General features: G+C 39.2%; 14 protein-coding genes, 2 pseudogenes and 1 other annotated feature. Of the genes and pseudogenes, 15 read left to right on the forward strand and 1 reads right to left on the reverse strand.

Going from position 1 to position 17,128, the window contains the following annotated elements; all coding sequences use genetic code 11:
- The first annotated feature begins 255 nt into the window (after positions 1–255).
- Positions 256–529, forward strand: a binding site (T-box leader).
- Positions 530–808: 279 nt separating this feature from the next.
- From ACIQLB_RS06375 to ACIQLB_RS06430, 12 genes and pseudogenes are all read left to right on the forward strand, one after another.
- On the forward strand, positions 809–2,182 hold the full coding sequence (locus tag ACIQLB_RS06375; protein WP_400722533.1) for a chorismate-binding protein: 1,374 nt from the start codon (positions 809–811) through the stop codon (positions 2,180–2,182).
- Positions 2,182–3,213 (forward strand): anthranilate phosphoribosyltransferase, encoded by a 1,032-nt coding sequence (gene trpD / locus ACIQLB_RS06380; RefSeq protein WP_400722536.1) that lies wholly within the window; start codon positions 2,182–2,184, stop codon positions 3,211–3,213. The genes ACIQLB_RS06375 and trpD overlap by 1 nt, the downstream gene beginning before the upstream one ends.
- Positions 3,210–4,001 (forward strand): indole-3-glycerol phosphate synthase TrpC, encoded by a 792-nt coding sequence (gene trpC / locus ACIQLB_RS06385; protein WP_400722539.1) that lies wholly within the window; start codon positions 3,210–3,212, stop codon positions 3,999–4,001. Before trpD ends, trpC begins: the two co-directional genes overlap by 4 nt.
- Entirely contained in the window at positions 3,998–4,612 is a 615-nt protein-coding gene (locus ACIQLB_RS06390; RefSeq protein ID WP_400722542.1) for a phosphoribosylanthranilate isomerase, read from the forward strand. Before trpC ends, ACIQLB_RS06390 begins: the two co-directional genes overlap by 4 nt.
- Complete coding sequence (trpB, locus tag ACIQLB_RS06395; RefSeq protein WP_400722545.1) at positions 4,612–5,823, forward strand: tryptophan synthase subunit beta; 1,212 nt, start codon at positions 4,612–4,614, stop codon at positions 5,821–5,823. Before ACIQLB_RS06390 ends, trpB begins: the two co-directional genes overlap by 1 nt.
- Entirely contained in the window at positions 5,820–6,611 is a 792-nt protein-coding gene (gene trpA / locus ACIQLB_RS06400; RefSeq protein WP_400722548.1) for a tryptophan synthase subunit alpha, read from the forward strand. The genes trpB and trpA overlap by 4 nt, the downstream gene beginning before the upstream one ends.
- Positions 6,612–6,729: 118 nt before the next feature.
- Entirely contained in the window at positions 6,730–7,020 is a 291-nt protein-coding gene (locus tag ACIQLB_RS06405) for a single-stranded DNA-binding protein (protein WP_400722551.1), read from the forward strand.
- A 707-nt stretch (positions 7,021–7,727) separates the two neighbouring features.
- Positions 7,728–7,964 (forward strand): annotated as a pseudogene (locus ACIQLB_RS06410) (group II intron reverse transcriptase/maturase); the annotation flags it as partial.
- A gap of 42 nt (positions 7,965–8,006) precedes the next feature.
- Entirely contained in the window at positions 8,007–8,234 is a 228-nt protein-coding gene (locus tag ACIQLB_RS06415) for a hypothetical protein (protein WP_400722554.1), read from the forward strand.
- Positions 8,235–8,385: 151 nt separating this feature from the next.
- Positions 8,386–10,428, forward strand: a pseudogene (gene recJ, locus ACIQLB_RS06420) (single-stranded-DNA-specific exonuclease RecJ); the annotation flags it as partial.
- Between the two features lie 33 nt (positions 10,429–10,461).
- Positions 10,462–10,974, forward strand: coding sequence for an adenine phosphoribosyltransferase (locus ACIQLB_RS06425; protein WP_400722557.1), 513 nt, complete (start codon positions 10,462–10,464; stop codon positions 10,972–10,974).
- A gap of 173 nt (positions 10,975–11,147) precedes the next feature.
- On the forward strand, positions 11,148–12,005 hold the full coding sequence (locus ACIQLB_RS06430; RefSeq protein WP_400722560.1) for a PhzF family phenazine biosynthesis protein: 858 nt from the start codon (positions 11,148–11,150) through the stop codon (positions 12,003–12,005).
- 476 nt (positions 12,006–12,481) lie between these two features.
- Here ACIQLB_RS06430 and ACIQLB_RS06435 read toward each other — a convergent pair whose 3' ends face one another.
- A complete protein-coding gene (locus ACIQLB_RS06435) occupies positions 12,482–12,928 on the reverse strand; it encodes a MarR family winged helix-turn-helix transcriptional regulator (protein ID WP_400722563.1) in 447 nt (148 codons plus the stop codon).
- A gap of 236 nt (positions 12,929–13,164) precedes the next feature.
- On the opposite strand from ACIQLB_RS06435, the gene ACIQLB_RS06440 reads away from it, so the two are divergent.
- From ACIQLB_RS06440 to ACIQLB_RS06450, 3 genes are all read left to right on the forward strand, one after another.
- A complete protein-coding gene (locus ACIQLB_RS06440) occupies positions 13,165–14,421 on the forward strand; it encodes an MFS transporter (RefSeq protein ID WP_400722566.1) in 1,257 nt (418 codons plus the stop codon).
- A gap of 516 nt (positions 14,422–14,937) precedes the next feature.
- A complete protein-coding gene (locus tag ACIQLB_RS06445) occupies positions 14,938–16,029 on the forward strand; it encodes a carbohydrate kinase (RefSeq protein ID WP_400722569.1) in 1,092 nt (363 codons plus the stop codon).
- 4 nt (positions 16,030–16,033) lie between these two features.
- Entirely contained in the window at positions 16,034–16,942 is a 909-nt protein-coding gene (locus ACIQLB_RS06450) for a pseudouridine-5'-phosphate glycosidase (protein WP_400722572.1), read from the forward strand.
- The last annotated feature ends 186 nt before the right edge of the window (positions 16,943–17,128 follow it).

Here is a 17,128-nt window from a genome sequence, read left to right on the forward strand (position 1 = left end):
TTACAAGGTCAATCCTTGATAAATACTCAAAAGTAGGTAGTTTGTTTTCCTTTCCCTGGTATATATAGAGGGTCATTTTTCCTTTTGATATAATTTCAAAACTTCCTTCAACATTTTTCTTTTTCTCTGAATTGATTGACAATTCTTGTGGTTTGGCATAAAATAAGGCTAACTTTTTTGTTCGGTACAAGGTAGTTGGTTTCGGGAGCGAAGCCAGCCTTAGAACAGATGAGCTGAGTTTAGATGAGAATAGCTGAGAAATTGTTGAATAAGAGTAGTAGCATAAGTGTGCAATTTAGAGAGTCAGTGGATGGTGCGAACTGATTTGTAACTTATGTGAATGGACTTATGAGAGTCGCTAATTATCTTCATTACGCCAAGGCGAAATTGATAATAGAGAACGGATTCCCCACGTTATAGGGGGTGCTTCGACTTAGTCAAGTTTTATTGAAGAACTAAGGCTGTGCACATAAGAGAGAGCAAATATGCTCTAATATGAGGTGGCAACGCGGTCATGATCGTCCTCTGCAATTAGGAAAAATCCTTTTTGCAGGGGACTTTTTTTATTGCTTCTATTTTGCATGGGGATGAATGCTTCAATCAAACTATCAAAAATAGGTAGCCGATACTTGACCGTAAAAAAGTTGATTGGAGTGAGAGGCTGGACGCCCCCAGGAAAGCGCCCGGCCAGAACAAAAATCAACCCTACGCTTTGACGATGATCTTTTTTATTCAACAAAAACCGATTCAGCAACTAAACCTTTATAAGAGTCTTACCTGGAGAAATTTAAAAAGGAGCTTGGTAATTATGCAATCGACGAATTCAAGAACAAAAATGAAAACCATTAATGCTGATTCTTTAACACCGATTTTAATTTTTAGACGCCTACAAGGAAATTTTAAATTTTTACTTGAGAGTTCAGCACAGCATGAGGGAGCAGGACGTTTTTCTTTTATCGGTGCAAATCCGAGAAAAACGTATAAAGGCTTTGGAGATGAAATTCAGGAATACTCATATAAGACTGGAAACAGATATACACATAAGGGCAATATGTTTGTTTTACTGAAAAGATTAATGCCACGTATCTCCAATACGACAAAATTCCCGTTTTCAGGAGGAGCTGTTGGCTATGTTAGTCATGATGCAACAACGATATTATCGACAGGTCAGGATAAAGTGCAGCTACCAGATGTGCATTTCCACGTGTATGAGACTGTCATTGTGTTTGATCATGTAACAGATGAAGTTACTTTGATTCATACAAATATTGATGCAGAAAAAAAAGAACCAAATTTAGAAGAGTTAGCAGAGCAGCTTTTAAATGGTAGAGAGGATGAGGATACAACTTGTAGCTATGAATCTTTTGAATCGACTACAAATGAACAATTTGCAACATCCCTTACATCTAGCAAAGGTACTTTAGGTGAAGATATGACAAGAGTCGTCCTATCAAAGCGTTTTTTAGCAAATATACAAGGAGATGCTTTTGCTTTATATCGTCAATTACGTAAAAAACATCCTGCTCCGTATATGTATTATGTAGAGTTTGAGGATCATGTTGTTTTAGGAACATCTCCTGAAAGTCTAATTCGCGTAAAAGGTGAGCGTGTGATTGCGACACCAACAGAGGGGACATATCCTAGAGGTTCTACAAAAGGTGAAGACTTAGAACATGAACGAAAGCTCTATGAAAACACAAATATTAGGAAGTCACATGCTGTACTTGTTTCTGCCGTGCGACAAGAGTTACAGTCTGTGTGCTTCCGAGATTCCATTCAAGTCATTGAGGCGATGAGAATTGAGCGTTCAAAGCATGCATTACACATGACATCGAGAGTCGAAGGGCAAATATTACCGATGCTTCATGCACTTGATGTATTAGCTACGACGTTACCACCCTTTCCATCAACAAGTATTCCAAAGGAACAGGAAAAAGACTATTTAGAAAAATCTAGTCAAACTTCAGGGATATTTGGAGGAGCTCTTGGATTTATTGGTTTTAATGGTCATCTGGATTTTGCTTTAACAGGAAAATCCATTGTTATAGAAAATGAAACGATGCATATGCAATCAACTGTAACGGTGACCAAATACACAAACGTTAAAGAAGTATTAAAACAAGTAGAAAAGGACGAACAGGAATTTTTACAGCTACTTGAAAAAGAAGGAGGTCAACACTAATGGAAGGTATTCATCAAAAAGTACAACAACGAGAGCATTTAATGTTTGAGGAAATGCTACAGGCAGCAAAATGGATGTTCCAAGATGACACACCGAAGGAACAAATCGCAAGCTTTTTAACGGCTTTATCTGTCAAAGGTGAAACAGCACATGAAGTAGCGGCATTAGCTACAATTATGCGTTCCTTTGCACTAGATGTACCAGCAAAAGCAGGTGTCTACATGGATAATTGCGGTACTGGAGGGGATGGTCTTAATACATTTAATATAAGTACAACTTGCGCCTTTGTATTAGCAGGGGCAGGTGTCGAAATGGCGAAGCACGGCAATCGTAAAATTTCTTCGGCATCAGGAAGCTCAGATGTTTTAGAAGCACTCGGTATTCATACGAATATTTCCATTGAACAAACTGTTGATCTGTTAGCGAAAGAAGGAATAGCCTTTTTATATGCTCCAAATGTCCATCCGAAATTAAAGCGGATTGGCGAGGTGCGTCGGGTACTAGGCAAGCCAACTATTTTTAATCTTGTCGGTCCACTTACGAATCCAGTGCCTTTATCGACGCAATTTACAGGCATTAACCGTCCTAATTTTGTCATGGAGTATGCTTCCGTTTTACAAATGCTCGGGCGTGAACGAGCAATGGTCGTTTCTGGGCCACTAGGTTTGGATGAGGCTTCATTAGCTGGTCAAAATACTTTTGTCTTAGTAGATAAGGGTGACTTAATTCCATTTTCATTAACGGCAGAGGAAGCGGGTCTTCGCTATGCTCCATTAGAGGCCATTCGTGGAGGTAATGCAGATGACAACGCTGCTATTATGCGTAAATTATTAGCTGGTGAACAAAGTGCTTATTTTGACACAGTTTTATTGAATGCTGGTATTGGGTTGTTCAGCTATGGAATTGCTGAAACCGTTAAAGAAGGTGTAGAAATGGCGAAGGATAGTATTTTTAGCGGGCGTGCACAACGGAAATTAGAGGCAGTCGTTGCTTATAGTGAGCATATTAAAGAAGTGGAGGTCCGACAATGAATATCTTAAATAAAATTCTCGAACAAAAAAAGCTAGAAGTTGGTGCTTTACTTGAACAGCCCGACCCGTTAGCTAATTTTACAGAAAACCTGCGTCCGTCATTATTTGAACGATTGAGAAAAGCTGAAACATTACAGGTCATTTCTGAAATGAAGCGTGCTTCCCCCTCAAAAGGGCTAATCGCAGAAGGGGCAGATCCAGTGGCACAAGCAAAAATTTATGCAGAAGCAGGGGCAGCGGCCATTTCTGTTTTAACAGATAAACAGTTTTTTAAAGGCTCCTTTGATGATTTAGCCGCAGTTGCAAATGCTGTTCAAACGCCACTTCTATGTAAGGATTTTATGATCGATCGTGTGCAAATTCGATTTGCAAAGGCATCAGGTGCATCTATCATTTTGCTAATTGTAGCTGCGTTAACAGATGAGGCATTACGTGACCTGTATAGCTATGCAACAGGCTTAAATCTAGAGGTGTTAGTTGAGGTGCATGATCTTGAGGAGCTTAAACGTGCTATTGCAGTTGGTGTCAAATTAATTGGCGTCAATAACCGTGATTTACGTACCTTTGAGGTGAGCTTAGAACGGACACGTGAAATTGCTGAAGCTTTTCCGTTCGAAGAAGAGAAAGTATTAATAAGTGAAAGTGGGATTTGGACGCAAGAAGACGCTAAAGCGGTGGCAGCCATGGGAGCTAGTGGCGTTCTTGTAGGTGAGTCATTAATGCGCAGTGGTGATGCAGGTACTGCGCTAAAAAGTTTACAGGTCAATAAGGTGGGGGCATCTGTATGACGAAGGTGAAAATTTGTGGACTAAAGGAACAACAGCATGTGCAGGCAGCAGTAGAGGCTGGAGCGGATGCAATTGGTTTTGTCTTTGCGCCAAGTAAACGACGAGTGTCGGTTGAACAGGCACAGCAACTAGCCAAACATGTGCCAGAGGGCGTTTTAAAAATCGGTGTTTTTGTCAATTCAAGCGCAGAGGAATTACGAACAGCGGTAGAAAGCGTGCCATTAGATTATGTGCAATACCACGGAGACGAAACTCCGGAATTTATTCGTCAGCAAGGCTATCCAGCCATTAAAGCTTTGGCCGTAAGCGGTGCTGAAGATGTTCAGGTTGCTGCTAACTATGATGTAGACTATTACTTATTTGATGCACCAGGGATAGATTTTAAAGGAGGAAGTGGTCACACGTTTGATTGGACCCTTCTAGAGATGGTAGGAATTCCGCGAGAAAAGTTAATTTTAGCAGGTGGTTTGCAAGCTGAAAATATTGAAGTAGCAGTGTCACTTGTGTCGCCATTTATGGTAGATGTATCGAGTGGTGTGGAGACAGACGGTGTAAAAGACATAGCAAAAATAACCGCATTTATACAGGCAGTAAAGAAGGGGAGAGCATAATGGCGAATTCAATTGCAAATAGTGTACCTACGAAGGAAGGGCGTTACGGAAAATTTGGTGGACAATTTGTTCCGGAAACATTAATGACAGCTTTGTTGGAACTAGAAACGGCCTATGATGAGGCAATGAATGATCAAACTTTTACTGAGGAACTGGAATATTATTTACAACAATATGTTGGTCGTGAGACGCCGTTGTATTATGCAGAAAATTTAACAAAGGAGCTAGGTGGCGCGAAGGTTTATTTAAAGCGTGAAGATTTAAATCACACTGGAGCCCATAAGATTAATAATGCGATTGGTCAAGCGCTTCTTGCAAAACGAATGGGTAAAAAGAAAATAGTGGCGGAAACAGGTGCAGGGCAGCATGGAGTGGCCACGGCAACTGCATGTGCATTATTGAATCTTGAATGTGTTGTATTTATGGGGGCAGAGGACATAAAACGCCAACAGTTGAATGTGTTTCGCATGGAGTTACTCGGTACAAAAGTGGAATCTGTAGAAACAGGTTCAAAAACATTGAAAGATGCCGTCAATGCAGCACTTCGCTACTGGGTGACAAATGTTGAGGATACTCATTATATTTTAGGCTCAGCTTTAGGACCACATCCATTCCCGAAAATCGTAAGGGATTTCCAGCGTGTAATTGGTGTTGAAACTAGAGAGCAGATTTTAGCTAAGGAAGGACGTTTACCAGATGCAGTCGTTGCTTGTATAGGTGGAGGTAGTAATGCAATTGGTATGTTCCATCCTTTTGTCGACGATGAAGCTGTAGCGCTATACGGAGTAGAGGCTGCAGGTAGTGGCATTGAGACAGGAAAGCATGCAGCAGCAATTGCCGGTGGACAGCTAGGCGTTTTACACGGTGCATACATGTATTTATTACAAGATGAAAATGGTTTCGTGCAAGAAGCACATTCTATTTCAGCGGGTCTAGATTATCCAGGGAAGGGCCCAGAGCATTGTTATTTACATGATATTGGGCGTGTTCAATTTGATTCGATTACAGATAGTGAAGCACTTGAGGGTTTGCAGTTACTGTGTAGAACAGAAGGTATACTACCTGCACTAGAAAGCTCTCATGCCATCGCCTATACAGCAAAACTTGCGAAGACAATGTCTATAGATGACATCATTGTTGTATGCTTATCCGGCCGAGGAGATAAAGATGTTCATACTGTTCGTAAAGCATTAGGAGGAGATATGTCATGACAACACTACAGCAGGCAATTGAACAAACGAAAATCGCTGGTAATAAAGCATTTATACCATATATTATGGCCGGCGATGGGGGTCTGGGAACTTTGAAGCCAACGATCCTAAAGCTACAGCAAATGGGTGTAACGGCAATTGAAGTGGGTATACCATTCACGGATCCTGTAGCGGATGGACCTACGATAGAGCAAGCAGGTGAACGGGCTTTAACAGAAGGTGTGACATTACGTAAAGTGTTAGCAGCATTAGCTTCATTTAAAGAAGAAATTCAAGTTCCGTTAGTTGTTATGACTTATTTTAATCCTGTGTTAGCTTTTGGGTTAGAGGCTTTTGCGAAGGCTTGTGAGGCAGGGGGCGTTAAAGGATTAATCGTTCCTGATGTACCACTTGAGGAAAGTGCCATCTTATATGATACATTAAATCCTCATGGTATCGACATCGTCCAGCTTGTCTCGTTAACAAGTCCACCAGAGCGAATTGCACGTATCGCGGCCGCCAGTCAAGGTTTTGTCTATGCTGTGACAGTCAATGGAATCACAGGGGCTCGCACAAGCTTTGCTAATGATCTAAATGCTCATTTTGCTCGCTTACGTGAAGCAAGCCAAATACCAGTACTAGCTGGCTTTGGAATTTCAACGCCCGAGCAAGTGGTAAGCATGGGGGCACTTAGTGATGGTGTAATCGTTGGTAGTGCGATCGTGACAGCATTGCATGAAGGTAATTTAGAGAAGGTTGAAGCATTAGTTTCTGCTTCAAAAGGTGTGCTTGAGAAGTCTACTCTTTAATGGAGTAGGCTTTTTATTTTGTGCCTGCCTGCTGCTGACTGGATAAAACTATCATTCTGACAGATAGTGCGGATAGGCTAGATTTTCTGTATAATAGCCTACGTAAGGAAGTGAAAAGATGATTCTATCGAAAAAGAGATGGCAGGTAGAGCGCCCAGACGCTAAGCTTGTCCAAACATTACAAAATGACCTACAACTTTCTGCGATTGCAGCGAAAATTTTAGCAGCACGAGGCTGCGAAACAACTGCTGACGCAGAGAGCTTATTAAATATGACAGAAGCAAATATCCATGATCCATTTTTAATGCATGGTATGGCAGAAGCTGTAGCACGTATTGAGCAAGCGCTTGAAAACGGAGAGAAAATCCTAGTATATGGCGATTATGATTGTGGTGCGACACGTTTCTAAGTGAAAAGCTTAGACACTAGGGAGTCGCTTAATTTCCCTAGGAGAACTGATTTCTTGATAGGTGGAATGAGAGGGTAACGCCTTGAAACGCCTACTCTGATACTCCGACATGCTTTCACTAAGGTTAGGTAGAAAAGTATGAAGCTCGGTGAAGTCGGCAGAGAGATACCGTAAGTAAGTTAGATTAGTAACTTACACGAAAGCTGTCCAGCGGTGGATAGTGTGTCCTATATGCCGGGAGTCCATAAAATGTCTATGGTTAGAATGTGCTGCACAAGCACTGACGAATCTCTGAATGTACAGGTCTATACGTAGATGTTACAGAAATGTAATAGGTGGCAGTGCCATCGTATGTGTGGGTGAGTAAAAATCCGCAGTTATGAAAACCCATAATTCGTTACAGGCGAATTCAAGCATACAGGACTATAGGAGAAACCTAAGGATATATGCAAGGATAGAGAAATCGGAACGTGGAAAGCGAAGGATGTGGAGGTATTAACCGACCTATGAAGCAGTTCAGTAAATAAAGGGGCATTGACCTACTAAAACTGATTTATCTTCGTAAGAGTGGAGTCATAGTACCTTTGAAACCATGATAATAAATGGTGGAGGGATAGGCTCTAGTCGGGAGTTTCAAAAACTTATAAATGCATAACAGACACAGATTCGAGTATGACTAATAGAATCACCACTTGAGAAAGGGGCTGATGTCTGTGGCAAATTCACGAATCGCACAACATGTTAAAAAGTCCAAATTAAGAAATGCTGAATATTATAGTATGCAGTCAACTTTTGACATGCTATATAACCAAAGTAAAAACGGTAGTAATTTTAAAAACTTAATGGGGATTATCAGTTCGTCTGAAAACATTAAGTTAGCGTATCGTAATATCAAGAAAAATACAGGCAGTAAAACGGCTGGCGTAGATGGTCGAACAATCGAACATTGAGGTAAATGCCATGTAACAGGGCAAGAACTAAACCCGATGACGCTTCACTGTCATCACAAAGTACCACGATTGCAAGGTGGTACTGACGAATACAAAAACCTCTGCCTCGTAGATAAAGACATTCATTTCTTAATACATGCTAAAGATGAAGAAACAATCTCAAAGTATAAACATCTAATTACGAACATGAAAAGTTTAAACAAGTTAAATACGCTAAGAGAGAAATTAGAAGTAGAACAATTAAAATCTAATTTGGACGATTAGACATATAAGAAAAGTGAATTCTGTTAAGTTATGTAGATTACCAAAATTTTGAATCTATTCGATGGAACGCCGTGTGAGGTGAAAGTCTCACGCACGGTGTGAAGTGGGGGAAAAGCTAGAGATAACTTCAAAGGCTTACCTATCACTATATGGTGTCTCAAGCACGACAGTAATGCTTAATGTGTTACTTGATCTAGGTGCCGATGTATCGTTTAAAATACCGAATCGTTTTATTCATGGCTATGGACCGAATGAAGCGCTATTTCGTGAAGCACATGACGAGGGCGTACAGCTAATTATTACAGTAGATAATGGTATTTCAGGCATGGAACCGATTCGTATCGCCAAGGAACTAGGCATGGATGTTATCGTTACAGATCACCATGAACCAGGCGATGAATTACCACCTGCCGATATTATTTTACATCCTCGTATACCAGAAGGACATTATCCATTTGGCGAGCTTGCAGGTGTGGGGGTAGCATTTAAGTTAGCGCATGCTCTATATGGAGAACTGCCAACGCATCTATTTGAATATGTTGCTGTTGGAACAGTAGCGGATTTAGTACCATTAGTTGATGAAAATCGCTATCTTGTAAAACGAGGAATAGAAGAAATGCGCCGATCACTCAGCCCTTGGATACAGGCAATGTGTGAAGTAGCCAGTGCAGAGCAAGCAAAAATTAGCGAAGAAACAATCGGTTTTTACTTTGGTCCGCGCTTAAATGCAGTTGGTCGACTAGGAGAAGCGGCGCCAGGTGTAGAGCTATTAATGGCTGAAGATAATACTAAGGCAATAGCAATAGCGAAACAGCTTAATACGTGTAATAGCGAGCGCAAAGATATTGTAAAGAGTATTACAGATGAGGCGATTGCTCTCATCGAATCAGATAAAAAGGTCGGGGAGTCACTCGTTTTAGTTATTGCTGGAGAAGGCTGGAATGCTGGAGTAGTAGGGATCGTCGCATCTCGTCTTGTAGAGCTCTATTATCGTCCTACAATTGTACTGTCACTTGACTATGAAAAAGGCATAGCTAAAGGCTCAGCTCGTAGTATTGAAGGCTTCCATTTATTTAATGAACTAGCGAAGAATCGAGATATATTACCTCATTTTGGTGGGCACCCTATGGCAGCTGGGATGACATTATCTATTGAACATGTGGATGAATTAAGATCACGCTTAGATGCTCAAGCAAGAGCGTGTTTATCAGAAGAGCAATTGACACCTGTACTCAATATTGATATTCCTTTAAAAATGGATGAAATTTCAGCAGATGCTATTGAAGAGATTTCAACGCTTGGTCCATATGGTACGGATTTTCCAAAGCCTGTTTATGTGCTAGAAGATGTAGAAATATCCTCCATGCGGAAAATTGGAGCAGCAGAAAATCATATAAAAATGGAATTGACGGATGGCTACGAAAAATTGGATAGTGTCGGTTTCAATAAAGGACATTTACACGACGAGTTAACCTATGGAATAAAAGTATCATTTACTGGGGATTTACAAATTAACGAGTGGCAGGGCCGTAAAAAAGCTCAATTTATGATAGAGGATGTCCAAACGACTGAATGGCAATTATTTGATATTCGTGGTATTCGCCAAACATCCCGCTGGTTAAATACGGTTCCAAAAGAGGAGGCAACATTTATCGCCTTCCGTTCAGAGACGATTACCTATTACCAGTCGCTAATTGGTGTACCAATCCTAGCGGTGGATCCTACGCTTTCAAATGTAGAACAAAGCAATTATATCGTCCTACTGGATTTGCCACAAAATGTTCAAATGTTAGAAAATGTCTTACGAAAAACAGCTCCTTCCCGTATATATGCACATTTTTACATGCCTGATTCTCAGTACTTCAATGGATTGCCTACACGTGAGCAATTCTCCTGGTACTATAAGTTTTTGAAAAATCGTCCTGCCTTTCCACTGAATATGCATTTGGCTGAATTAGCTAAACATACAGGTTGGCCGTTAGATGCATTAAAATTTATGACACAGGTGTTTTTTGAACTTGATTTTGTTAAAATGGAGAGTGGACTGACGACTGTCAACGTGAATGCACCAAAACAGGCACTTACAGAGGCACCGTCTTACAAACAGCGTTCAGAACAGATCGAAATGGAGCAGAAGCTAGTATATGCCCCTTATATAGAATTAAAACAATGGTTTGATGAACGATTACATTAATATACGAATAAGTTTCGTAGGAGGAACAATAACATGGATTTAAAGCAATACGTAACAACGGTTGAAAACTGGCCGAAAGAGGGCATTAGCTTCAAAGATATTACAACAATAATGGATAACGGTCCTGCATACAAATATGCAACAGATCAAATCGTAAGTTACGCAAAAGAATTAGGTGCTGAAATTATAGTAGGTCCTGAGGCTCGAGGCTTCATTATCGGATGTCCAGTTGCATATGCCCTTGAAATTGGTTTTGCGCCTGTTCGTAAGCCAGGAAAATTACCACGTGAAGTGATAAGTGCTGACTACGGGCTAGAGTACGGTAAAGATACGCTAACAATGCACAAAGATGCAATTAAACCAGGTCAAAAAGTATTAATCTGTGATGATTTACTTGCGACAGGTGGTACAGTTGAAGCGACAGTGCGTTTAGTTGAACAATTAGGTGGTCAAGTTGTTGGCTGTGCATTCCTTATCGAGTTAACAGAGCTAAACGGACGTGCAAAACTTGGCGACATTAACATAAAAACACTTATTCAATATTAATAAATGATGGATTCTTGCTAAATGAATTGGTTGTTTGGAGTTCATTGGCATAATAGTTCTTCAACAGAATGAAAAGCGTCACATTTTTGTGGCGTTTTTTTATTTATGATTTATAAAGATATGAGGAAATATCGAATAAAGATATTTTAAATTAATTTAAGGGGGAGTTAGCTTTGTCATATTATGTAATTGATGCTTTTACAGAAACAAAATTTGGCGGTAATCCAGCAGGTGTAGTGATTCATGAAAATTTAGACGAAGAGTTTATGCAGAAATATGCTGCAGAAGTTCGATTTTCAGAAACAGCATTTATTAAAAAAATAGACAATAAAAATTTTGATATAAAGTTTTTTACACCGACTGCACAGGTTGAACTTTGTGGACATGCTACAATTGCATCCTTCAAGGCATTATTAGACAGTTGTGCTATTGAAGATAATAATACATATTTTATGAAAACACTCGCTGGCACACTTGCTGTTGAAATGAATCAATCATTTATCATGATGGAGCAAGCTGAGCCTAAGTTAGGGAAAATATTCGATGATTATGATAGTTTGTCTGACCTTTTTAAGATTGATAAAAGCCAAATAGGAGATATAAATTTCAATCTAATACCTCAAGCTGCAAGTACGGGTCTTTGGGATATAATGCTTCCAATAAAAACAAAGGATGATTTGTATGCTTTAAATCCTGATTTTAAGGCACTTGCTGAATATACAAAAATCAATAAAGTGGGGGGCGTTCATGCATTTACGCTCGACACAGAAGAAGGGATAGCAGAGAGTAGGAACTTTTGCCCACTCTACGGTATTGATGAGGAAGCCGCAACAGGTACTTCGAATGGAGCATTAACTTATTATCTTTTTCATAACCACATACTAAATAAATTTAATCAAGATTACTCGTTCCTTCAAGGGCATAGTATGGGCAGACCTTCTAACATCATTACAAAATTAATAAATAAAGATAATCCAAGAGTGATGGTAGGAGGGAAAGCAATTATTTTATCAAAAGGGGAACTATGCTAGCTGTTCTTTTTATCATATAATAAAACAGAATAGATTTATAACAGCAACGCGATTATATATCTGCTCATATTGCTACTATGTTTTTACATATTTCCACTATAAATTAGAGTAACATGCCAGAAAATACATGCTAAGTGAAGTGGTTGATTGGAGTGGAGGCTGGGCGACTCCTTGGGGATTAGCGATAGAGGAACGAAGGCTAATACCATCACATCCTGTGATAACGCCTTCGTGACCAACATCGTGTTGGCCCGAGACCCTGGAGCGAAGCGAAGCGGCTCATCGGACGCCCCCAGGAAGCTCTGCTCTGTGCGAAAGCGAAGCGACAGCAACAAAGCGCCCAGTCGGAACGGAAATCAACCCCACGTTTTGCCGAAGAACTATACTTAATTGGCATATTAGCTCTACAACAACTTTAAGAATCCATTTTGAACAATCATTTTTCAAAATGGATTCTTTGTTTTATGTCTGTTTATTTATTCTTCATCATAAGATTGAATTATTTTTTGCATAGTTTTCAATGTTTCATAAAAATCCTCGTATTTCTCTATGCCAATATCATTGATAATTCTTTCTTGAATATCTTCCCAAATTGGAACAGCCTCGTTTAATTTTTCGACCCCTTTATCAGTTAGTGTAATGACCTTTGCTCGAGCATCTTGCGGATCTCTCGCTAAATCTACATAGCCATTTTGCTTTAACAAATTAATATTACGTGTAATGGTAGTTTGATCAAGTAGCAAGATTTCACCTAGTCGACTTATGGAAACAGATTGTTGATGGACAATATTTGCTAGCATTGAATATTGTGTGATTTTTAAGCCAGTGGGCTGAAGTAATTTATCGTATAATTGTGTCACGACTCTTGTTCTTTTTCTAAGGTTTGCACATACACATATTTGTGTGTAATCTATATTTTTCATTACTCCTTACTCCTTTTCGAGTGGGTTCAATATTATAGTAGCCCTAATGATGTATTTTGTTAAGCTGGAAAATGTTCCTTGACAGTAATAAAAGAGATTACTAAGATTATATATGTATATACATATATTTTAAAGGTATTTACTCCAATGATATATGCATATACATATATATGGGCTGTAATCTTTCTTATTAAAAAGTACTTCTAAAAAATCTTTCAAGAAATGAAGGTGTAAAGATGAAGCGTATTCATTACAGTTGGTTTATTTTGGTCATAACATTTTTCTCAATTATTGTTGCAGGGATTACAATGTCATCATCAGGAGTTTTTATAGATTCCTTTGAAAAAGAATTTGATTGGGATCGATCTTTAATTGCCTTAGCTTTTGCAGTGAGTCTATTTTTATATGGTTTTTCAGGCCCGTTTATGGCGGCATTACTAGAAATAGTTGGATTAAAGAAAATGATGCTAGGTGCGATGGCTACATTATTCATAGGCATGATGCTTACGCTTTTCATGACACAGTCTTGGCAATTAATTATTATATGGGGCTGTATTATTGGCTTAGGAGCGAGTCTCTTTTTAACTGTGTTAAGTCCTTATGTGGCCAATCATTGGTTTGTGAAAAGCAGAGGGCTGGCAGTAGGAATTTTAACGGCGAGTACAGCAACGGGGCAGTTAATTCTCTTACCTTTATTGGCAATAATTATTGAGCATTATTCTTGGCGATGGGCGATTGGATTAATTCTTATTCTAAGTATTGTTATGTTCATCACTATTTCTATATTTATTAAAAATAAACCACAGGATATTGGAATTCTTCCATATGGGATGGAAGAAAATCTAGAAATGCAACAAGAGAATCATAAGAAAAATCCGATTAGTATTGCTTTTAATGGTTTATTTGAAGCTATAAAGAAGAAAGAATTTTGGTTACTAGCGGGAAGTTTTTTTATTTGTGGACTTTCAACGAGTGGGTTAGTTGGTACTCATTTCGTTTCTTACTGTATTAGCTTTGGTGTGCCTTTAGTAACCGCTGCATCCTTTCTTTCTTTTATGGGAGTGTTTAATCTCGTTGGCACCACTTTATCAGGATGGTTGTCTGATCGATTTGATAATCGATGGTTATTGTTTTGGTATTACATTTTAAGAGGAGCGTCTTTGCTTTTACTCCCGTATGCATTAATGCAAGGCTCACTCACATTACTGACAATCTTCACGATATTTTATGGATTAGATTGGATTGCTACAGTACCTCCAACGATTAGTATTTCAAGACAAATTTTTGGTGCAAATAAAAGTAACATTATTTATGGGTGGATTTTCGCATCTCATCAGGCAGGAGCTGCAGTTGCTGCTTATGGTGGAGGCCTTATCTATAAGTTTTTCAATTCATATACTTGGGCCTTTTTCCTTGCAGGAATGTTCTGTACATTGGCAAGTTTATTTGTCATCATCGTGAAAAAACAAACACCTCATCAAGCCAATACTTGATAACTAACTATTCGCTTTGCTTAGGGCGCGATTCTTGATGCTATCGTCAGTTCTCGACATTTTATCAGTGATCGGCATTTTGGAGCATCGAGCAGTTCCTCCGATTTTGTTGTTGCTGTCGCTGCGCTTTCGCACAGAAAACATTTGTTGCTGTCGCTGCGCTTTCGCACAGAAAACATTTTTCCAGCTTATATTGGAATTCGCCGCTAGAAGTGTGAGTTTCGCCGCTAACCAAAGGAGAAACGCCGCCAAAACATAAAATTGCGCTGCTAACTAAGCAAGGAACGCCACAAAAACCCGAAATTACGCCGCTACGCAACGGAAATCAACCCACTCTTTATGCCAAAAAGCCATACTTTATTTAATACGACACCTTAATTTCATTGAAGCAATAGTTATCACAACATGAAGTTGAAGCCAATATCATCATATCGGCTTCAACTTTTTTAAAAATTTTTTTTGACATCAATCAAACAAAAGTTTATAATGTAAACAAATATAACAAAAGGTGATGCTATGAATGAAAGAGAACAGGCGGTCCTTGCATTAATTCGCCAGAATCCGTTTATGTCTCAGCAAGAGATGGCAGATAAGATGAAACTATCTCGACCAGTACTTGCCAATTTAGTGTCGAGCTTAACGAAGCAGGGGAAAATTGTAGGTCGTGCTTATATTTTGCCAGAGGAAAATGAAATTATTTGTATCGGTGGAGCCAATCTTGACCGAAAATTTCATGTGAAGGGGAATGTCCAATTAGGTACATCCAATCCTGCGAGCTCTTCATTTAGTGTAGGTGGTGTTGGCCGAAACATTGCTGAAAATTTAGGTAGATTAAATCATCAGGTAACATTGCTGACTACTGCCGGCAAAGATGCTGATTGGCAAGTGATCCAAGAAGCTTCAGAGCCATTTATGAATTTACGTTATGTGGAGCAGTTACCTGACGCTTCGACTGGTTCCTATACTGCGATTATGGATGAGCAGGGCGAGCTAGCACTAGCAGTAGCAAATATGGAAGTATATGATCTTTTATTGCCGAGTTTGCTAAAAAAACATGAGGCAATGCTGATGAATGCGGGCTGCTTTATTATGGACTTAAACTGTCCTAAGGAAACAGTGGCTTACATACAGCAGATTGCGATTGCCCGTGACATTCCATTTGTCATCGTACCGGTATCTTCACCAAAAATGAATCGATTACCAGATACGTTGCAAGGTGTAACGTGGTTTATTTGTAACACAGATGAAGCAGAGACGATTGTAGGTCATAAAATCGAAAACTCTGCACACTATGAAAAGGCTTTACAGCAAATTCTTAAATTAGGTGCTGAACATATAATTATTACAGCGGGTAGCAAGGGTGTGTATGCAGCTTCCACTACAACGAAGCCAAGTCATTTCGCAGCTAAAGCTATAGAAAAAATTGAAGATGTAACAGGTGCAGGAGACGCCTTTGTCAGTGCTGTAATCCACAGCTGGCTTACTGGGCAATCCGTTGCAACATGTATTGATGCAGGCTTAACGAATGCCAAAAATACGCTTTCATCCCCATATACAGTAAGACCTGAGTTATCAGTTGATTTGTTAAAAAGTGAAATGGAGGAATAACAACATGAAAGAATTCATCGTATTATCAGAAGAAGTAAAAGCAGGACAAGCAAAAGGCTTACCAATCGTAGCATTAGAATCAACAATTATTTCTCACGGAATGCCATATCCACAAAATGTACAAACAGCACGTGAAGTGGAACAAATTGTTCGTGATAATGGTGGAGTGCCAGCAACAATTGCTTTAATCGACGGTAAAATTAAAATTGGTTTATCAGATGAAGAACTTGAAATGTTCGGTAATGCACAAGGCGTAGCAAAAGCATCTCGTCGCGACTTAGGCTATCTTTTAGCATCAAAAAAATTAGGAGCTACAACTGTAGCTGCAACAATGATTTGTGCTGAGCTAGCTGGTATTGAAATTTTTGTAACTGGTGGTATCGGCGGGGTACACCGTGGTGCTGAAACAACAATGGATATTTCAGCAGATTTAGAAGAACTAGCACAAACAAATGTTGCCGTAATTTGTGCGGGCGCTAAGTCTATTTTAGATATTGGTTTAACTTTAGAATATCTTGAAACAAAAGGTGTACCAGTCGTTGGATATGGTACAGATGAGCTACCAGCATTCTATACACGTCAAAGTGGTTTTGATGTCAACTTCAAGATTGATACACCAGAGGAAGTGGCCGAAATGCTACGTGCAAAATGGCAATTAGGATTAAAAGGCGGAGCTGTTATTGCTAACCCAATTCCAGAGTCTGACGCGCTTGAGCATTCATTCATTACAGGAATCATTGAAACAGCTTTAGTAGAAGCAGAAGAAAACGGTATTCAAGGTAAAAACGTGACACCATTCTTACTTGGAAAAGTGAAAGAATTAACAGAAGGTAAAAGCCTTGTTGCCAATATTGCATTAGTAAAAAATAATGCAGTAGTTGGTACAAAAATTGCTGTAGCGTATAATAAATAAGCCAACAACTATGATACGAGAAGAGAGACTCTTTGCGAAATATTGCATTCGCAAAGGGTCTTTTTATTCATTCAGGAGAATATTTTTCCATTTTTCACATTGTTCACGAGAATAACTAAACAAAATGACACAGTTACTTTACAATAGCCCATAAAATTTTATACAATTAAGTTTATATCTAATCTG

The sequence above is a fragment of the Lysinibacillus sp. NPDC092081 genome (assembly GCF_044755845.1).
Taxonomy (GTDB): Bacteria; Bacillota; Bacilli; order Bacillales_A; family Planococcaceae; genus Lysinibacillus.